The sequence below is a fragment of the Streptomyces sp. NPDC031225 genome (assembly GCF_055570355.1).
The window spans coordinates 184,336-201,768 of record NZ_JBVIHJ010000003.1; the positions used below are offsets into that span (position 1 = coordinate 184,336).

The 17,433-nt window shown below is 71.8% G+C and carries 11 protein-coding genes and 1 pseudogene; 6 read left to right on the forward strand and 6 right to left on the reverse strand.

All coding sequences use genetic code 11. The features are described 5' to 3' along the window. Positions 1-606: 606 nt before the first annotated feature. The 3 genes and pseudogenes from ACZ48Z_RS06375 (at position 607) to ACZ48Z_RS06385 (ending at position 4,503) form a co-directional block, all read left to right on the forward strand. Positions 607-2,784 carry an MMPL family transporter gene (locus ACZ48Z_RS06375; protein WP_468734643.1) on the forward strand — a complete coding sequence of 726 codons (2,178 nt, stop codon included), beginning with the start codon at positions 607-609 and terminating at the stop codon, positions 2,782-2,784. Between the two features lie 333 nt (positions 2,785-3,117). Continuing rightward, positions 3,118-3,356: pseudogene (locus tag ACZ48Z_RS06380) on the forward strand (glycerophosphodiester phosphodiesterase); the annotation flags it as partial. Between the two features lie 115 nt (positions 3,357-3,471). Then, positions 3,472-4,503, forward strand: coding sequence for a LacI family DNA-binding transcriptional regulator (locus tag ACZ48Z_RS06385; protein WP_468734644.1), 1,032 nt, complete (start codon positions 3,472-3,474; stop codon positions 4,501-4,503). Positions 4,504-4,711: 208 nt separating this feature from the next. Here ACZ48Z_RS06385 and ACZ48Z_RS06390 read toward each other — a convergent pair whose 3' ends face one another. From ACZ48Z_RS06390 to ACZ48Z_RS06405, 4 genes are all read right to left on the reverse strand, one after another. Beyond that, complete coding sequence (locus tag ACZ48Z_RS06390; protein ID WP_468734645.1) at positions 4,712-5,359, reverse strand: DUF6629 family protein; 648 nt, start codon at positions 5,357-5,359, stop codon at positions 4,712-4,714. Positions 5,360-5,532: 173 nt separating this feature from the next. After that, complete coding sequence (locus ACZ48Z_RS06395) at positions 5,533-6,804, reverse strand: alpha-glucoside ABC transporter substrate-binding protein (protein ID WP_468734646.1); 1,272 nt, start codon at positions 6,802-6,804, stop codon at positions 5,533-5,535. Further along, entirely contained in the window at positions 6,801-8,018 is a 1,218-nt protein-coding gene (locus tag ACZ48Z_RS06400; RefSeq protein ID WP_468734647.1) for a hypothetical protein, read from the reverse strand. Before ACZ48Z_RS06400 ends, ACZ48Z_RS06395 begins: the two co-directional genes overlap by 4 nt. Continuing rightward, a complete protein-coding gene (locus ACZ48Z_RS06405) occupies positions 7,922-10,267 on the reverse strand; it encodes a tetratricopeptide repeat protein (protein WP_468734648.1) in 2,346 nt (781 codons plus the stop codon). Before ACZ48Z_RS06405 ends, ACZ48Z_RS06400 begins: the two co-directional genes overlap by 97 nt. A 197-nt stretch (positions 10,268-10,464) precedes the next feature. Between ACZ48Z_RS06405 and ACZ48Z_RS06410 the strand changes: the two genes are divergently transcribed. Next, a complete protein-coding gene (locus ACZ48Z_RS06410) occupies positions 10,465-12,624 on the forward strand; it encodes a protein kinase domain-containing protein (RefSeq protein ID WP_468734649.1) in 2,160 nt (719 codons plus the stop codon). A gap of 96 nt (positions 12,625-12,720) precedes the next feature. Here ACZ48Z_RS06410 and ACZ48Z_RS06415 read toward each other — a convergent pair whose 3' ends face one another. Next, positions 12,721-13,878 (reverse strand): S1 family peptidase, encoded by a 1,158-nt coding sequence (locus ACZ48Z_RS06415; protein WP_468734650.1) that lies wholly within the window; start codon positions 13,876-13,878, stop codon positions 12,721-12,723. 219 nt (positions 13,879-14,097) lie between these two features. Between ACZ48Z_RS06415 and ACZ48Z_RS06420 the strand changes: the two genes are divergently transcribed. Further along, entirely contained in the window at positions 14,098-14,808 is a 711-nt protein-coding gene (locus ACZ48Z_RS06420; RefSeq protein WP_468734651.1) for a ThuA domain-containing protein, read from the forward strand. Continuing rightward, positions 14,778-15,875: a Gfo/Idh/MocA family protein gene (locus tag ACZ48Z_RS06425; RefSeq protein ID WP_468734652.1), complete on the forward strand. Its 1,098-nt coding sequence runs from the start codon at positions 14,778-14,780 to the stop codon at positions 15,873-15,875. The genes ACZ48Z_RS06420 and ACZ48Z_RS06425 overlap by 31 nt, the downstream gene beginning before the upstream one ends. Here ACZ48Z_RS06425 and ACZ48Z_RS06430 read toward each other — a convergent pair whose 3' ends face one another. Then, positions 15,876-17,354, reverse strand: a complete 1,479-nt coding sequence (locus tag ACZ48Z_RS06430; protein WP_468734653.1) for a glutamate-cysteine ligase family protein — start codon at positions 17,352-17,354, stop codon at positions 15,876-15,878. It lies immediately after the preceding gene. Positions 17,355-17,433: the final 79 nt, after the last annotated feature.

Here is a 17,433-nt window from a genome sequence, read left to right on the forward strand (position 1 = left end):
CGCTCTACGGGCGTGGCGCGAGCGTCGCTCTACGGAGGCGGGACGAGGCGGCGCGAGGCGGGACGAGGCGGCCGGCGGCCGTGAGGGGACCCAGTGCCGGGCCGGCGGGCGGAGGCCTGGGCGAGGGCCGCGACGGTGCCGTGGGGCGTGATCCGCAGCGCCGCAGCGCCGGCCGGTGCGGCTCCTGGGTGCCGGAGAGCTCGCGCGATCTTGACGGAGGTGGACGCTCAGACCGCTCCGGCGGCGGCCAGCGGGCAGCGCCACTGGGCGGGCACGGCGACGGCCGGGACGGCGTTCCAGGGGGCGAGTACCGCCGGGCGTGCAGGATCGGGCCGGAGGGCTCCGCCCGTCGACGGGCACGCCCGGTGTACGGCACACCGGTCGCGGTTTCGGTGCGCTTCGTACGACTGCTCTTCGGCCGCGGCGACCGGTGATCGCGACCACCCCCACTGAAGCGATCTTCACCAGTGATCTCTACCATGTGAGCCCAAGACAACCATTCCGGCCGCCCGACGGGGGGATTGCCCTGAGGGGCGGCCTGGATCGCCGGTGCCAGGGACCGCTCCCCGGGCTGCGGTGATCTTCCTTCCCAGGAGGACGCCCCGCATGTTCCGACGTATTGGCAACACAGTCGTCCGACATCCCGTCTGGACGATCGTGGCCTGGCTGATCGCCGCCGTGGCGATCCTCGCCACCGCCCCGAGTCTGCCCTCGAACAGCGACGAGAGCAGTTTTCTGCCCAAGAGCTACGAATCGATCAAAGCGGCGGATCTCCAGGAGAGGGCGTTCCCCAGCGCCTTCACCCCCTCCGCGATCGCGCTGTACCAGCGCACCGACGGCGGCAAGCTGACCGCCGAGGACAAGAAGGACGTCGCCCGGATCAGCAGGGAACTGGGCGAGAAGAAGATCGACCAGGTGCAGAAGGTGATCCCCGGCCAGCCGTCCGAAGACGGCAGGTACACCCTGACCCTGGTCCAGATGGACAGCAAGAAGGCCGGCCAGCCCGAACAGGCCGACGCGGCCAAGGTGTTGCGCGACGACGTCAAGCAACTCACCAAGGGCACCGACCTCGACGTCAAGCTCGGCGGCTCCGCCGCGCAGGCCCTCGACCAGCAGGACTCGTCCAAACGCGGCGAGGCGCTGATCGGCATCGGCACCTTCGTCATCATCCTGGTGACCCTGCTGATCATCTTCCGCGCGCCGATCCTGGCCTTCCTGCCCCTGATCACGATCGGGTTGGTGTCCGCGATCGCCAACGGGCTGATCGCGTACGCCACCAAGCTCTTCGATCTCCAGGCCAACAGTTCGATCTCGTCGATCCTGATCGTCGTGCTGTTCGGCGTGGGCACCGACTACTTCCTGTTCCTGATGTTCCGCTACCGAGAACGTCTGCGTCTCGGTGACGAACCGAAGCAGGCCATGGTCAACGCGGTCGACCGGGTCGGCGAGGCCATCGCCTCCGCCGCGGGGGCGGTCATCATCGCCTTCCTCGCGCTGGTGCTGTCGACGCTGGGCTTCCTCAAGCAGATGGGCCCGGCCCTGGCCATCGCGGTCACCGTCACCCTGATCGCGGGCCTGACGCTGATCCCGGCCGTCGTCTCCCTCATCGGCCCGAAGGTCTTCTGGCCGTCCAAGTCCTGGCAGCGGGAGCCGGAGAACGCCCGGTTCGCCGCTCTCGGCCGGAGCGTGCGGAACCGTCCGGCGCTCACCGCCGCGCTCTCCGGCCTCGTCCTGGTCGCGCTGTCCCTCGGGACGCTCGGCTACAAGGCCACGTTCGACCTCGCCTCGGGCTCCATGCCCGACACGAAGGAGTCGATGGTCGTCCAGGACGAGATGCAGAAGGCCTACTCCGCCGGCGCCGCCGCACCCACCGACGTCTACCTCTCCAGCACCGACGGCAGCCCGCTCGACAAGAGCGCCTTCGCGTCGTACGCGTCAAAGCTCGGGGCTGTGGACGGAGTCGCGAGCGCCCGTATGACCCAGGTCAACAAGGCGGGAACGACCGCGGACTTCACCGTCACGCTCAAGTACGAGGCCTCGACCGACAAGGCCATCGACACCGTGGGACGGGTCCGCGACGTCGCTCACGCCGGCGCCCCGGACGGCACCGAAGCCCTCGTCGGCGGCATGTCCTCGATCTTCAAGGACATCAACACCGCGGTCAACCACGACTACAAGACGGTCTTCCCCGTCGCCGCCGTACTGATCATGCTCATCCTGGGGCTGCTGCTGCGCAGCGTGGTCGCCCCCTGGTACCTGATCGGATCGGTGGGCCTGGGCTTCGGTGCCACGCTCGGCGCCACGGTCTGGATCTTCCAGGACGGGCAGGGCCATTCGGGCCTGATGTTCATGCTCCCGGTGATCATGTATCTCTTCGTGGTCGCCATCGGCACCGACTACAACATCCTCATGATCGCCCGGCTGAGGGAGGAGGCCCGCGAGGGACGCGAACCACGGGAGGCGGCCGGCATGGCCGTGCGGCACGCCGGTCCCACCGTGGCCGCGGCCGGGTTCATCCTGGCGGCGACCTTCGCCACCATGATGCTGGCCGGCAACGCCCTCCTCACCGAGATGGGTTTCGCGGTCTCCTTCGGCATCGCCGTAGCCGCGTTCGTCATGGCGATGTTCTTCACCCCCAGCCTCACGGCCCTGATCGGCCACGCGGCATGGTGGCCGGGCCACGCCGACCGGGCGAAGGAACCCAAGACCGCCCCGGCCCCGGTCTCCGACGGTGACCTGGACAGTGACAGCGCTGTGCACGATCCGGCCGGGCGCAGCACCTGACGGACGGCATGACGAGGTGACGGCTGCCGACCCGCACGACCCGGCAGCCGTCACCGCATCCCGGCGGCATCCCGGCCCACCACGGGGCGGGGTACCGCCCGCCACCGCCGTCCCGGTCCGCGTACCGAGCCCGACCCGCCACCTCGGACCACCGAACCGGCGGTCCTGGCGGGTTCGTTGCCGCGCTGCACGGGTCCGACACACATGACGGGCGGACGGCAGCTACGGCGGGCCGGTCGCCATTCGCGCACCGGGTCGGCAGGTTACGGCTACCGGGAGCGCCGCAGCCCAGGGCCTTGTCGGGACCCTGAATCCGACAAAGCCCTGGGCTGCGGCTTCCCGCAGAGCGGCGAGGTCGGCGACCCGGCTTCCGCTACGCCGACCGGGCGATGGTCCGGGAGGCTCACGCCCGGGGCCTGAAGGTCGTCCCGTGGACCTGCGACGACCCGGTCACTGTGGAGGCGCTCATGGACATGGGCGTAGACGGCATCATCACCGACCACCCCGACCGCGTACGGCAGATCATGGCCGAGCGCTGCATGCGGCCGCCCAGGCCGTATCAGCCCCGCTGACGGAACCACGCACACGCACGTCACAGACGCCTAGGTCCAGTCACGCCCGTCCGATCACGTGCGCTCATCGTTATGCCGCCTTGACGTTCCATCAGGGACGGGTCACAATCCAGGCATGAATGTGACCGGTCACAACCGCAGTCCGGCGAGCATCAGGGACGTCGCCGCGGCCGCCGGGGTCTCCTACCAGACCGTCTCCCGGGTGATCAACGGTCACCCCAGCGTCAAGCAGTCGACGCGGGAGCGGGTCCTCGCCGCCATCGACGAGCTCGGCTTCCGGCGCAACGCCACCGCACTCGCCCTGGCAAGGGGTCGCAGCAGGGCCGTGACCGTGCTCACCGCCAACACCACACACTATGGCTACGCCTCGATCCTGCAGGGTGTCGAAGAAGCAGCCCGTGCGGCAGCCTACTCGGTGGGGGTCGGCGTCCTCGAATCGGCCGACGAGGCCGCCGTCACCGCCGAGGTGCAGCGCGCCGCCGACGCGGGCGGCGGGCTGATCGTGATCGCCTACGACCCGCCCGGTGTCCGGGCCCTGGAGTCGGTCCCGGCCGGGATGCCGGTCGTCGGCGTGGTCGAGACCCCGGCGAGCCCGCCCACCGACAACCGGCCCTGGGTGTGGACCGACGACCGCGAGGCCGCCTACGAGGCGACCCGCCATCTGCTGTCCCTGGGCCACGAGACCGTGCACTACGTCGCCATTCCGTCCAGCACCCGCCGCACCAGCGCCCGTACCAGCGGCTGGCGCCGGGCACTGCAGGAGGCCGGTGCTCAGGAACCCCTTCCCGTGCAGGGCAGTTGGGGCCCCGCCGGTGGCCACGCGGCAGGTCTGACACTTGCCGCGGACCCGTCCGTCACCGCGATCCTGTGCGGCAACGACGACCTCGCACTCGGTGTACTGCGCGCCCTGCACGAGGCCGGCCGCTCGGTGCCCGGCGAGGTCAGTGTGGCCGGGTTCGACGACGCACCGCACTCCGCCTATCTGACGCCGTCCCTCACGACCGTACGCATGGACTTCACGGGCCTCGGCCGCGCGGCGTTCGCCCTGCTGCACGCGGAGTTGGAGGAGTCCGCGCAGATCGCCGCGCACGGCGTCTTTGCACCGGAGCTGGTGGTCCGCGAGAGTTCGGGCCGGGCACCCGCCTGAACACCGGTCACGCAAGTACCGGCACGGCGAGCCTCACGATGGGATCGCGTGACCGGCGGTAGATCGACTCCGGGATCCCGGGAGCACGCACGGCTCCCGGGCGATCGGCATCATGGCAGAGCCATCGCACATCGGCTGGAATGGACCGGGCCGAGGTGAACCCGTCCGCGCTGAACTAGGCCGCATCGTAAGGCAGTTCGCCCGCTGATCAGTGCCCGTCGTTCCACGCCGGGAGGGCCCGCCTCGGCGTGGGGCGCCTGCGAACCCACCCGTACAGGACCACCGAGCAGACCGCAGCCAGCGCGCACCAGGTCGACACGAACTCCAGCCGCCACAGCAGCCAGCACACCACCGCGCCCACCCCGCAGAGGACTCCGAGTCCGGCCAGCCGGTGGTCGCCGGAGAGCAGCAGGGCTCCGACCGTGGCGATCAGGTAGCCCGCGACGAGCAGTTCGGCCTGGGGCAGGCCGATGACGTAGGCCATGGTGTGACCGCGGATCTCGGCCCGGACGGGGCGGGTGGCGAGACCGTACGCAAGGCCGGCGGCGGTCGCCGCGCCCACCGCCACGACCACGGTCACCCGGCGTCGGGCCCGGCGTGGGGCCACGCACCACACGCCCACCGGCACCCACACCGCGAGCACGAGAAGCGCGATGACGGCCCAGGCGACGGTGGCCGCGCCGGTGCCGCCACCGGTGTGCCAGACGTGGGCCTCCACGAGTTGGTGGGCGCCCAGCAGCAGGGGCAGCGCGGCGAGGGGCAGGTCCCTTGCGCGGCGGGTCCGGGCCACACAAGCCGCTCCTACGGACGTGACGGCCGCGCCCGCCACGAGATCCGCTGTCGCACTCCAGCACATGACGTCACCATGTCAGCCCGTCCCCCCGGACGAGGGTTCCGCCACGTCAAGGCCGGGATCGACGCGGAGGGTCGGCCGCCGGGCTGGTACGGACACCGTCCGCCGGTCGCTCCGTCAAGGGCCGTCCACCGCGGCTCACGCCGAGGCCCACCCACCCGGTCCCCACTCGGCGATCACCCGCCCGGCCTCGCGCAGATGTGCTCCGGCGGGCGGAACGTGCGGTCGGTGCCGGAATCCGTGTTGACCTGGGTACGTACGGTCTCCAACTGCTGTAGCAGTGAGTCGAGTTGCCGGTCGGTCGGGTCGCGGAAGAACTCCAGGACCGCCCGGTGGAAGGCGTCGCGGAGTTCGGGGGGCATCACGTCGGAGGCGTCGAAGCAGAGGTTGCGGGCGCGGGAGGTGAGCAGGTGGTCGATGTCCCGCTCCACGGGGGAGCTCGGTGGCGACAGCCCGGCCGTCTCCGGGAACAGCGGTCGTACCGCGGGGTCCGCCTCCGTCTGCCAGCGTCGGCGTCCGGCGGGGCTCGACAGCCGCTCCACGAGTTTCTGGGCGTCCGGATCGTCACTGAAGACGGCGGCCATGTCACCCGCGACCTCGAAGGTGTCCCGGTACTCGGGCCGCCCGTCCAGATAGCGGGCCGACGGCTCCACCTTCACGTCTTCGCCGGCGTAGAGGTACCGGATGAAGGCGCTCTGGTGCTCGTGCGTGCAGTCGAAGTCGGGTGAGTCGAGCAGGCCGCGCGGTTGCCCTTCCCGGTCGGCCGAGCCCTCGAACGACGTGGTCAGGGACCCCTCAACCGAGGCCGAGGAACGGGTGCCGAGCAGGTGCGCCCAGGTTTTCCAGGCACGCTCGACGGCCGGGGTGCGCCAGTCGAGGCGGCCCATGGCCCATTCCGTGTAGAGCGTGGGGCCCGCCTGGTGGAGGACGAGATCCTCGATCCAGTCGGTGCCCGGCCAGCCCGAGGTGGCCTGCGAGGCGAGTCCCACGCACCAGGTGGGTGTGCCGCTCGGCGCGCCCCGCTTGCTCCACACGAGGCTCTTCAGGTCGATCTTCAACGGCACCCAGTACGTGCGCCATTTGCTGTCCACGTACAGCGTCGGCGCCCATGGCGGGGAGGCGCGCTCGGTGCTCTCGCGGGCGAGGGGCTTCAGCTTGTCGCGGCGGGCGTACTCGATGAGTTCGCCGATGCTGTTGAGGACGGCCACGTCCGGCGGGTCGTCGGCCTCCAGTTGTGAGACGAGCGTCTCGCGCAGTGAGCGGGTGCCCTCGTAGGTGTACGTCCGTCCGGTCCCGTCGTCCAGGCTGTCGAGGGCGGCTTCGAAGGCCTTGCCCTCCTCGCCGGTCCACGGGCCGAGGACGACGAGCGGTTCCCGGGTGGGGGAACCGCAGCCGGGGACGAGGGCGAGCAGGCATGCCGTGAGGAGGACGCGCAGAAGGCGGCTCATGACAGGGCTCCCGGGCGGGTGACGACGAGGTACTCGCGGCGGTACGCGTGCAGGGTGGCGGCGATCAGGGCCGCGGTGGCGAGGCCCACGGGGAGGACGAACGGGGCGACTCCGTCCAGGAACGTGAGCCGGCCGTCCGCCAGGCCGTCGTCGATCCGCACCTGGAGCGTTTCGATGGCCAGCGGGTCCGGTCCCGAGAAGGGGCGTTCCTCGGCGGCGGTCTCCGTGTTCGGCGAGGTCCGCGCGGCCAGGGCGTCCGCGACAGGGACCGTCCCGCGCTGGGCGTGCAGGGCGAGCAGCGCGTCGGCGGTCAGGAAGGGGACGGCGAGCAGGGGCAGGGCGGCGGCCGCGAGGGGGACGCTCAGCCGGATGCGGAAACGGCACCGCAGGAAGGACACCGTCCGCCACAGTCCGGCGGCGAGGAGGGCGAAGGCGAGCGTGGCGACGACGGCCGCGGTGATGGTGCCCGCCCCCCAGGCTGCCCGGTCGTCGAGCCGTTCCCGCAGTCGTGTCTCCAGGCCGCTCACCCGGTCGACGATCGCGGTCGCGCCCCATCCTGTCGCGGCCGGGCACGCGGGGTAGGGGTTCGCGCTGCTCGCGGCGCCGGGCCGGGAGCAGAGCATGCTGCGCGCGTAGCTCAGTTCGGCTTCCCGCAGGACCGAGTCCGTGGCGTCGCCCTGGGCCCGGCCGATCCAGCCGGTGTAGTCGACGACCAGCGCGGACACGACCCGCAGTTCCTGTTCCTCGGCGACGGTGAGGGCTCCGCTGCGGGTGACCTGGTTCAGGCTCTGCGTCGCGCGTGCGATGCGGGTGCGGTACCGCTCGCTGAGCCCGCTGAGTTCGGCGGCCCGTCCCTCGGCGAGGCTCCGTTCGGCCTCGCCCTGCGCGATCAGCAGCGAGGCCCGGGCGTCCGCGAGGTCGACGAGCGCGGGCGCCGCGTGGTCCCGGAGGTACGCGGAGTCGCCGCGCACGTCCGCGTAGACCCAGCCGAGCGCCCCGAAGGCCACCAGGGCGAGCAGCGGCAGGGCGACGAGCCGGTCCCGCAGATAGCCGCGGTTGCGGCGGCCGGTGGTGGACGGCCAGGCGTAGCGGCGGATGCGGCGCGTGAGTTCGGCGGTTACGGCGGCACCCGCCCGCGCGAGGCGGAGGGTGTCCTGTGCGAGGGCGCGTGAGCGACCGTCCGGAGCCAGTCGGCGACTCTCTTGCCGAGCCATGGGCTGTCCCTGTGATGTCGGAAGGCGAGCGGGCGGATCTCGTAGGCACGGTCCAGAAGGATCTCGGCCACTGCCGCGTCCTCGGGGGCTTTGGAGCGGGCGGCCTGGCGGGCGAGAGTGAGACAGCGGCGGGAGAGGTCCTCGCGCAGGCCGTGTTCGTCGGGCGGGAGCCCGAGCCGGCGGTCCGCGCCGGCCGACAGGGCCGCGAGTCCGGCCGCGTCGAGGGCGCCGCGCGCGAGAGCGCCCAGTACGGCCTCCCAGACCTCGACCGTCATCCGGACCCTGGCCTCCTCGTCGGTGAGCCCGTGCGCGTGGAAGAGCAGGGCGAGACGCTCCAGCACCTCCTCCAACCGCCGCGGCACCTCGTCGTCGCGCTCAGCCGTGCGCACGTACTCGATGCCGATCCGGACGGCCGCCGTACGGGCCGCGGTCCGGTGCCTGGAGTGCTGCGGTACGGCGTCGAGTTCGCGTACGGCCTCCCCGCGCGCCCTTTCGCCGTCCCGGGCGAGCCGGGCGCGCGCGGCACCGAAGGCAGCGCTGCCCAGGGAGGGGTTGCGCAGCCGGACCGCCTCGTAGAAGGTCAGGGCCTCGTGCCGGCGCCCGAGGCGTTCGGCGCAGTGGCCCAGGGCCAGTTTGGGGGCGTACTCGCCGGGGATGGCCGCATACACCCGGTCGAAGTGCCGCCAGGCCGCGCCCGCTTGGTCCCGGGCGAGCCCCAGCAGCCCGCGGTGCCAGTCGAGCCGCCAGTCGTACGGGGCGCGGGCGGGCCCGATCCGCGTCTCGGCGGCCCGCAGTTCCGCCTCGGCGGCCTCGGGTCCGTCCGCCGGGTTCCTCAACCGCAGCCTGCAGCGCAGCAGATGGACCTCCGTGGAGTCCCGCCAGTCGCCGATGTGCTGGAGCAGGGCCTCCGGGGCGGCGTCGGCCAGCCGGCTCAGCTCGGCGTGGTGCTCGTCGCGGGGGTCGGGGCGCGGGACGGGTAACCGCTGGGCGACCTCGGCGGGCGAGGGCGGGGCGAACGGTGACGGGGCGTCGGGTGCCGCCCAGTGGGCGAGGGGTGGTGCCGAGCCGAGGGCGCCGTCGAGGGCGTAGGCCGACGGGAGGAAGAGCGGGGAGGGCTCGAAGGTCTCGGTGCCGGTGCGCAGGGACCTCAACTCGCGGAACACACCCCGGAGTTGCTGGTCCATCTCGCGGGCGTCGGCGAACCGTCCGGCGGGCTCGGCCAGGGTCGCGCGGTGCAGGACACGGGCGAGGGAGAGCAGGCCCAGGCCGCGGGGGACGGGGGCGGTGGCGTCCCCGGCGGTCCACGGTTCCTTGCCCTGCTCCCCCTCGGCGGCCGGTGCCGTACCCGTGTCCGCCCCGTGGTCCGCCTCCAGCGTCCCGAGGTCCCCGAGGCGCGCCAGATCCTGCGCCGACGTACCCAGTCCGCTCAGCCGTCTCAGCGTCTCGCCCAGGCTGAACAGGTCGTCCTGTGCTCCGGACTCGCCGTTCGGTCCCACGGTGGGCGCGCTGAAGCCGTCCGTGGTCATCCCCGGCGCCCCGGCCGGGCGTACGCTCCCCACGTCGATGATCTTCGTGGTGGTCCCGTCGTGCATGACGTTGTCCGGCTTCAGATCGCCGTAGACCTTGCCGGGCCGGTCGGCGTGCAGATACGCGAGGGCTGACAGGACGCGCACGCCGTAGGCGAGGACGAACTCGTGGAAGCGGCGGTCGCCGAACTCCCCCGGGTTCAGTTCGGCCCGCGCCCGCACCTCCTGCAGCGTGAGCCCGTCCACGTACTGCAGGACGAGGAAGTCGCCGACCCCGGGGTGATGGCCGTAGTTGAAGACGCGGATGATGTCGTCGTGGCCGAGGTCGACCAGGGCCCGCCGCTCCCGGGCCAGCGCGCCCGCCGCGGCCGCCGCCTGCTCGGGGTGCAGGATCTTGATGGCGACCTCGCGGTTGTCGACCTTGGTGTCCAGCGCCAGGTAGACCTCGCCCATGCCGCCGTAGCCGAGCGGCCGGATCATCCGGTACTGGCCGGCGAGCAACTGCCCGGGCGGCAGGGGCAGTTCTCCGGGGGCGCCGCCGGTTTCCCAGCCGCGTCCCAGCAGCGTGATCGAGGGCAGCACGGTCGGGTCGGGGTTCTCCGCGGGCAGCTCGACGTGCGCGGCCCTCAGGAACATGGGCTGCCCGGTGACGACGAGCGGGCCGAACGACCCCTCCGACTCCGGTACTTCACCGCACGCACTCCCGCCCCGAACCCCCTTCATGCCTCCTCAGGATAGGGCCGGGCGCCGGGATTGACCCCGTGCGTTCCTCATGCGAACGGTGACGCCTCCGGGCCGGGCCCGCCAGGAAGGCCGGGATCGGCGTCCCGTTCGGCCCGGCGCCCCTCTAGAGTGAGGGGTCCCTGACAGAAGGGTCCGGACCGCAGCCGTCCAGGCCGGAGCGGTGGAGGAGAGACGCGGTGACCCTGCGCGAGAACGATCCGGAGTCCGTCGGCGGCTACCGGATCGAATCTCGGATCGGGACCGGCGGCATGGGCGTCGTCTATCTCGGCAGATCGGCCTCGGGGCGGGCCGTCGCGGTCAAGGTCGTCCACACGCGGTACGCCGACAACCCCGAGTTCCGGGCCAGGTTCCGGCAGGAGATCGCCGCCGCCCGCCGGGTCAGCGGCGCGTTCACGGCGCCGGTCGTGGACGCCGACCCGGAGGCGCAACGGCCGTGGATGGCCACCGCGTTCGTCCCGGGCCGTACGCTCGCCCAACGGGTCGAGGAGTCGGGGCCGCTGGACTGGCCGGCGCTGCGCCGTCTGGGCACCGAACTCGCGGAGGCGCTGCGGGAGATCCACCGTGCGGAGGTCGTGCACCGGGATCTCAAGCCGAGCAACGTGCTGCTGCTGGAGAGCGAGGGCGACGACGGGGCGGTCAGGGTCATCGACTTCGGTATCTCCCGCGCGGCCGACAGCGACGTCCGCACCCAGACCGGCATGGTGATGGGCTCACCGCCGTTCATGGCGCCGGAGCAGTTCAGCCGTCCGCACGAGGTCGGCTCCGCGGTGGACGTCTTCTCGCTGGGCGCGGTGCTCGTGTACGCGGCCACCGGACACAGCCCCTTCGAGGCCGAGAACGCCTACCTCGCCGCGTACAACACCGTGCACGGCGAGCCCCGGCTCGGTGAACTGCACGAGGATTTGCGCCGGTTGGTCTCCCGGTGTCTGGCGAAGGAGCCTGCGGACCGTCCGTCGTCGGGCGAGGTGCTGGAGGGACTGGCGGGGCTGCCCGAGGACCTGTCCGAGGGGAAACCGGCCGAAGGGGCGTCCCCGGCGCCGGAGATCCCGCCCACGGCGACGGTGGCCTCTCCGCTCGAGGACGCCGGACCGCCCAGGCGCCGCAGTCGCGGGAGACGGCTGTGGGCGGCCGTCGCCGTGGCGGGCCTCCTCGGCGGGGCCGGGGCTGCCACCGCCGCTCTGGTGGCCGGTGCCCCGGCGAGCACGTCCGACGAGGTCGTCCGGACCGCCCCGCGGACGACGCCCGCCCTGACGACACCGGCGGGCTGGCGGCCCTGGCACAACGCGCTGACGTCGGACAAGAAGGACCCGATGGCCGTGGGCCCGTCGTGCACCCTGGACGCGCTCGGCGTCTTCTGCGCCTCCGAACAGGTCGCGCTGACGCGCCTGGACCCGGCGACGGGAAACACGGACTGGATCAAGCCCATGCGCCGTAAGCAGGTCAGCGGCTTCTCGGTGCGCCGGCCCGTCGTCCATGACGGCGTGGTGTTCGTCTACGGCACGGACCGCGCGCAGGGAGTCGACGCCTTCGACGGGAAGTCCGGCAAGCTGCTGTGGCGACTGCCGGGCCCACTGGGCGATTTCGACTTCCTCAACGGTGTGCTCCTCGTTCGCCTGGACGGCCTCGGTACCTCCGGCTCGGCGCGCTTCGCGGCGTACGAGCCGCGCACGGGCAAGGAGTTGTGGCGGCGCGAGCTGGCCTCCACCTCGACGAGCCCGTTCTACGAGGGCCCCGGGAGAACGCTGTACGCCGATCTGCGCGGCGGCTCCGGCGAGATCGCCCGGATCGACGCGAGGACCGGCAGGACGCTGGGCGCCGTCGACGCACCGAAGGGTGACCTGTGGCTGGCCACGGTCCACGACGGCACGGCGTACTACGCGCGCTGGGAGAACGACTCGGGCGTATCCGCCGACTTCTTCGTGCAGGATCTCAGCACTGGGAAGTCCCGGCGGATCGACTTCCCGTGGAGTGTCGAACCGGAGGCGCCGCCGTTGGTGCAGGGCGACACCATGTATGTCTTCGACTACGGCAACGAGACCCTGCTCGCCCTGGACGTGAAGCGGGGCAAGCCGCTCTGGTCCAGCTCCCGCGACCTGCGTGTCTTCAGCCAACCGGCGTACCACGCGGGCCGGTTGTACGTCACGATGCCGGACACCAGCATCCTGGCCCTGGACCCGGAGACCGGCAAGGAGATCGGCCGGACCGCCCCGTCCTTCGACACGGCGGGCCGCTCCTTCGAGGAGCTGTCACCGAGCGCGGTGCCGCCGCTGCTGGTGGACGACGTGCTGTACGGGGTCAGCGGCCCGGGGATCTTCTCGGTGGCCGACGTCACCTGAGCCGGGCGGCGGACACCGCGTGGGCCGCCGGTCCCGCCGGTCCGCCGAAGCGAACCGGAGGTGGGCCCGGTTCCGGGGCCGGACCCACCCGGATGTTCAGGCGGTGTGCAGAGTCAGGCCGTACCGGTTGAGGATCTCGTTGACGGGCTGGAACCAGGTCTCGCCGCCGCCGGCGCAGTTGCCCCAGCCGCCGGAGGTGACGCCCTGGGCCTGGTCACCGCTGATGAAGGAGCCGCCGGAGTCCCCGGGTTCGGCGCAGACGCTGGTCTTGGTCATCTGGTGGACCGCGCCCTGGCTGTAGTTGACGGTCTCGTTCATGGCGAGGACGGTGCCGCAGTGCCAGTGCGTGGTCGAGCCCGAGCGGCAGATCGAGGAGCCGACGGGCACCACGTTCGAGCCGCGCACCAGCTGGTCGGAGACGGTTCCCCAGCCGAGCACGACCGGTACGGTCCACCAGCCGCTGCCCACGTTGACCCAGGCGTAGTCGTTGTCGGGGAAGGACGAGCCCTGGAAGGCGCCGACGTAGCTGCGGTCCCAGCCGTAGACGCTTCCGGTGTGCTGGTCGCAGTGACCGGCGGTGATGAAGCCTCCGTGGACCGAGAAGCCGATGGAGCAGCGGACGTTGCCGGTGTAGTAGGGGTCGCCGCCGACGGTTCCGGCGGCGAAGGTGGTCGGCGCGGAGGCCACCTCACGGACGGTCACGGGACCCGCCTGACGGGCGCGGGCGACAAAGCGCCGGACATCGTTGTCACCCTGTCTGCCGTCGACGATGTTCACGACGATCGCGCCGGCTTGGGGGTCGATGTGCCAGCTGGTGACGGCTTGAGGCGCGGGGAGTTCGTCGATCCGGGCCTGGGTGGCGGTGAGTTCGCGGGCGCTGTGGGCGACGGCGCGGACGGTAGCGCCGGTGGCCCGTATCGCGCGGCGGGTGGCGGCGGAGGCGTCGGGGGTGACGCCGACGGTCAGGGTGCCGGCGGTGGCGTCGAACCAGGAGCCACCGTAGGAAGTGCCCGCGGCCCGGCGGACCTTGGGCTCCAGAGCCGTGGCCCGCCGCTCGGCGGTGAGCCGTGCCGCCGCCTGCTTCGGCGTGAGGTGCAGATCGCGCTGCATCGCCGTGAGGAGCCCGGCGGAGGCGGGGGCGTCGGCGGACCGCGAGGCGGACGGGGTGTCGGCGGCGGCAGGCACAGCACTCGCGCCGGCGCCGAGCAGGAGCAGCACGGCCAGGCCCGCGCGCATGAATCCGGTGCGTCTCATGGAGGTTGCCCTTCGTTGTTCCAACGGGATGGCAGAGTTCTCTGAGAGCGCTCTCAGTGTGATGGCGGGACAGAGCCTAGCCATTGCCTCTTGGCAGGTCCATACCAATACCGAAGGTGTCGCGCCGGCCATGGACCGGGCGTCGGGGGTTCTCACCGGGCCTCCTGGGGGATTCACCTCGGGAAACCCTTTCTGTCCCACGAAGGAACAAGAAACAAGATGACACGGAAGAAAGCCCTGGTGGTCCGAGGTGGATGGGAGGGACACGAGCCGGTCAAGACCACGGAGTCGTTCGTGCCCTTCCTCCGGGACAACGGCTATGACGTCCGGATCGAGGAGTCGACCGGCGTCTACGCCGACGCCCCCGAGATGGCCGCCACCGACCTGGTCGTGCAGTGCGTGACGATGTCGGAGATCACGCACGAGCAGGTGTCGGGACTGCGGACGGCCGTCGAGGCGGGGACCGGCTTCACCGGCTGGCACGGCGGGATCGCCGACTCTTTCCGCGCCTCCTCCGACTATCTCCACCTGGTGGGCGGGCAGTTCGCGACCCACCCCGGCAAGGAGCCGTGCGAGCGGCACGGAGGCGCGGAGGACAACTTCCTGCCGTACACCGTCACCATCACCGAACTCGGCCGCACCCACCCGGTCACCGCCGGCATCGGGGACTTCGACCTGGACACCGAGCAGTACTGGGTGCTCCACGACGACCTGATCGACGTCCTCGCCACCACCACCCATCCCGCCCGGCCGTGGCAGCCCTGGCACCGGCCGGTCACCTCGCCGGCCGTCTGGACCCGCCGATGGGGCGCCGGCCGGATCGTGGTGACGACACCCGGGCACAGCCTCGACGTGCTCGACAACCCGAGCGTCCGCACCGTCATCGAAAGGGGCATGCTGTGGGCGACACGCACCGCATCGGCGTCGTAGGTCTCGGCGTCATCTCCCGCGCCTACCTGGACACGCTCGTCGGCCTCTCCGCCGTACGCGTCACCGCGGTCGCCGACCTCGACGCCTCCCGGTCGGCCGCCGTCGCCGCCGAACTGCCGGGCGTACGGGCGCTGTCCGTCGGGGAACTGCTGAGCAGCCCGGACGTGGACACGGTACTGAACCTCACCGTTCCCGCGGCACACGCGGAGATCGCCCTCGGCGCCATCGCCCACGGCAAGAACGTCTACGGCGAGAAGCCGCTGGCCGCCGACCTCACCGACGCCCACGCCGTCCTGGAGGCCGCGGCGAAGGCGGCCGTGAGGGTGGGTTGCGCCCCGGACACGGTCCTTGGCACCGGGATCCAGACCGCGCGGGCGGCCGTGGAGGGCGGGGCCGTCGGCCGCCCCCAGTTCGCCTCGGCCGCCATGGTCACCCCGGGCCACGAACGCTGGCATCCGCACCCCGACTTCTACTACACCGCCGGTGGCGGCCCGCTGCTGGACATGGGGCCGTACTACCTGTCGTCGCTGGTGCATCTGCTGGGTCCGGTGCGTGCCGTGATCGGGGCGGCGAGCCGGCTGCGGTCCGAGCGGGTCATCGGGTCCGGCCCCCGCGCGGGCGAGCCGATACCGGTCGAGGTGGCCAGCCATGTCACAGGTGTGCTCGAACACGAGGGCGGCACCCTGACGACGATCACGACGAGTTTCGACGGCGTGGCCACCACCGCCGCGCCGATCGAGGTCCACGGGGAGACGGGGACCCTCGCGGTCCCGGATCCGAACCACTTCGAGGGTGAGGTACGGCTTCTCGGACTCGGCGAGTCCGAATGGCGGACGCTTCCGCCGTCCGCGGGCTACGCGGGCGGCACGCGGGGCGTCGGGCTGCTCGACTTCGTCACAGCCGACGGGCAGCGGGCGCCCCGCGCGAACGGTGAACTCGCCCTGCATGTGCTGGAGATCATGACCGCACTGCTCCGCTCGTCCGACGAGGGACGGCGGATCGAACTGTCGACGACGGTGGAACGGCCCGACCCGGTGCCGCTGACGCCCGCGGAGCAGTGGCGGTGATCAGTCCACGGGCCATGTGTGCGCGGGCGCGTTGAGATGCATGTAGTCCATGTACGTCGTCGTCATCCTCCGTAGCGCCTCCTGGCGGTCGGCGACGCCCGCCTTCTCCAGGTGGTGGACCATCTCCGTCTGCCACACGGCCCCGTTGCGGGCGGTGACACAGCGCTGCTCGATGACGCCGAGCAGCGGTTCGCGCCACGAGGTGTCCATGCCGGCCAGCTCGAGGCCCCGGTGGGCCAGGGGCAGCAGGCGCCGCAACACCAGTTCCGTGACCGGCACTTCGCCCACCCCCGGCCAGTACAGGCGGGCGTCGATGCCGTCACGGGCCGCGGTGTGCAGGTTCTCCTCGGCGACCGAGAACGACATCCGCGTCCACACCGGCCGGTCGTCGTCGACGAGGGCGCGCGTCAGGCCGTAGTAGAAGGCGCCGTTGGCGAGGGTGTCGGCCACGGTGGGCCCGGCGGGCAGGACCCGGTTCTCGATGCGCAGGTGCGGTCCGCTGTCGGTGACGGCGTACACGGGCCGGTTCCAGCGGTAGATCGTGCCGTTGTGCAGCGTCAGTTCGCCGAGTTCCGGGACGCCTCCGCCGTCGAGCGCCTCCTGCGGGTCCTCGTCGTCGCAGATCGGCAGGAGGGCCGGGAAGTAGCGCACGTTCTCCTCGAACAGGTCGAAGACGCTGGTGATCCAGCGCTCCCCGAACCACACCCGGGGCCGTACGCCCTGGGCCTTGATCTCCTGGGGACGGGTGTCGGTGGCCTGTTCGAAGAGGGGGATGCGGGTCTCGCGCCACAGCTCCCTGCCGAACAGGAAGGGCGAGTTGGCGGCCAGGGCGATCTGTACGCCCGCGACGGCCTGCGCGGCGTTCCAGTAGTCCGCGAACTCCTTGGGCGCGACCTGGAGATGGAACTGGGTGCTGGTGCAGGCGGCCTCCGGGGTGATGGCGTCGGCGTACATGGCCAGGCGGTCCACGCCGTCCACCGTGATCCGCAGGTCCTCGCCGCGGGCCGCGAAGATCTGCTCGTTGAGCAGCCGGTAGCGCGGGTCGCCGGACAGGGCGCCCTCGCCCACGTCCGACTCCCGAAGCGTCGGCAGGATGCCCACCATGATCAGGTGCGCGCCGACCGCCGATGCGCGTTCCTCGGCGTGGTTGAGCGCGTCACGGATCTCCTGCTCCCAGGAGCCGGGGCCGCCGGACAGGAGCCGACGCGGCGGGATGTTGATCTCCAGGTTGAAGCGGCCCAGTTCGCTCGCCCAGGCGGGGTCGGCGATCGCCTGGAGCACTTCGGTGTTCCGCATGGCGGGGAGGCCGTCGTCGCCCACCAGGTTGAGCTCGATCTCCAGCCCGACCTGCGGCCGCTCGCTCTCGAAGCCGGACTCGCGCAGCATCTGTGCGAGGACGTCGAGGCAGGTGTGCATCTTGTCCCGGTATCTGCGGCGGTCCTCCCGCGTGAACACCAGGGCCGGCACGTCACGTCCCATCGGGCCCTCCCGAGTCCCCTCGGCGGATACCTCCCCGGTCCCAGAGTCCCACCTCGCAGGCGCCCCGGACAGTCGGCGC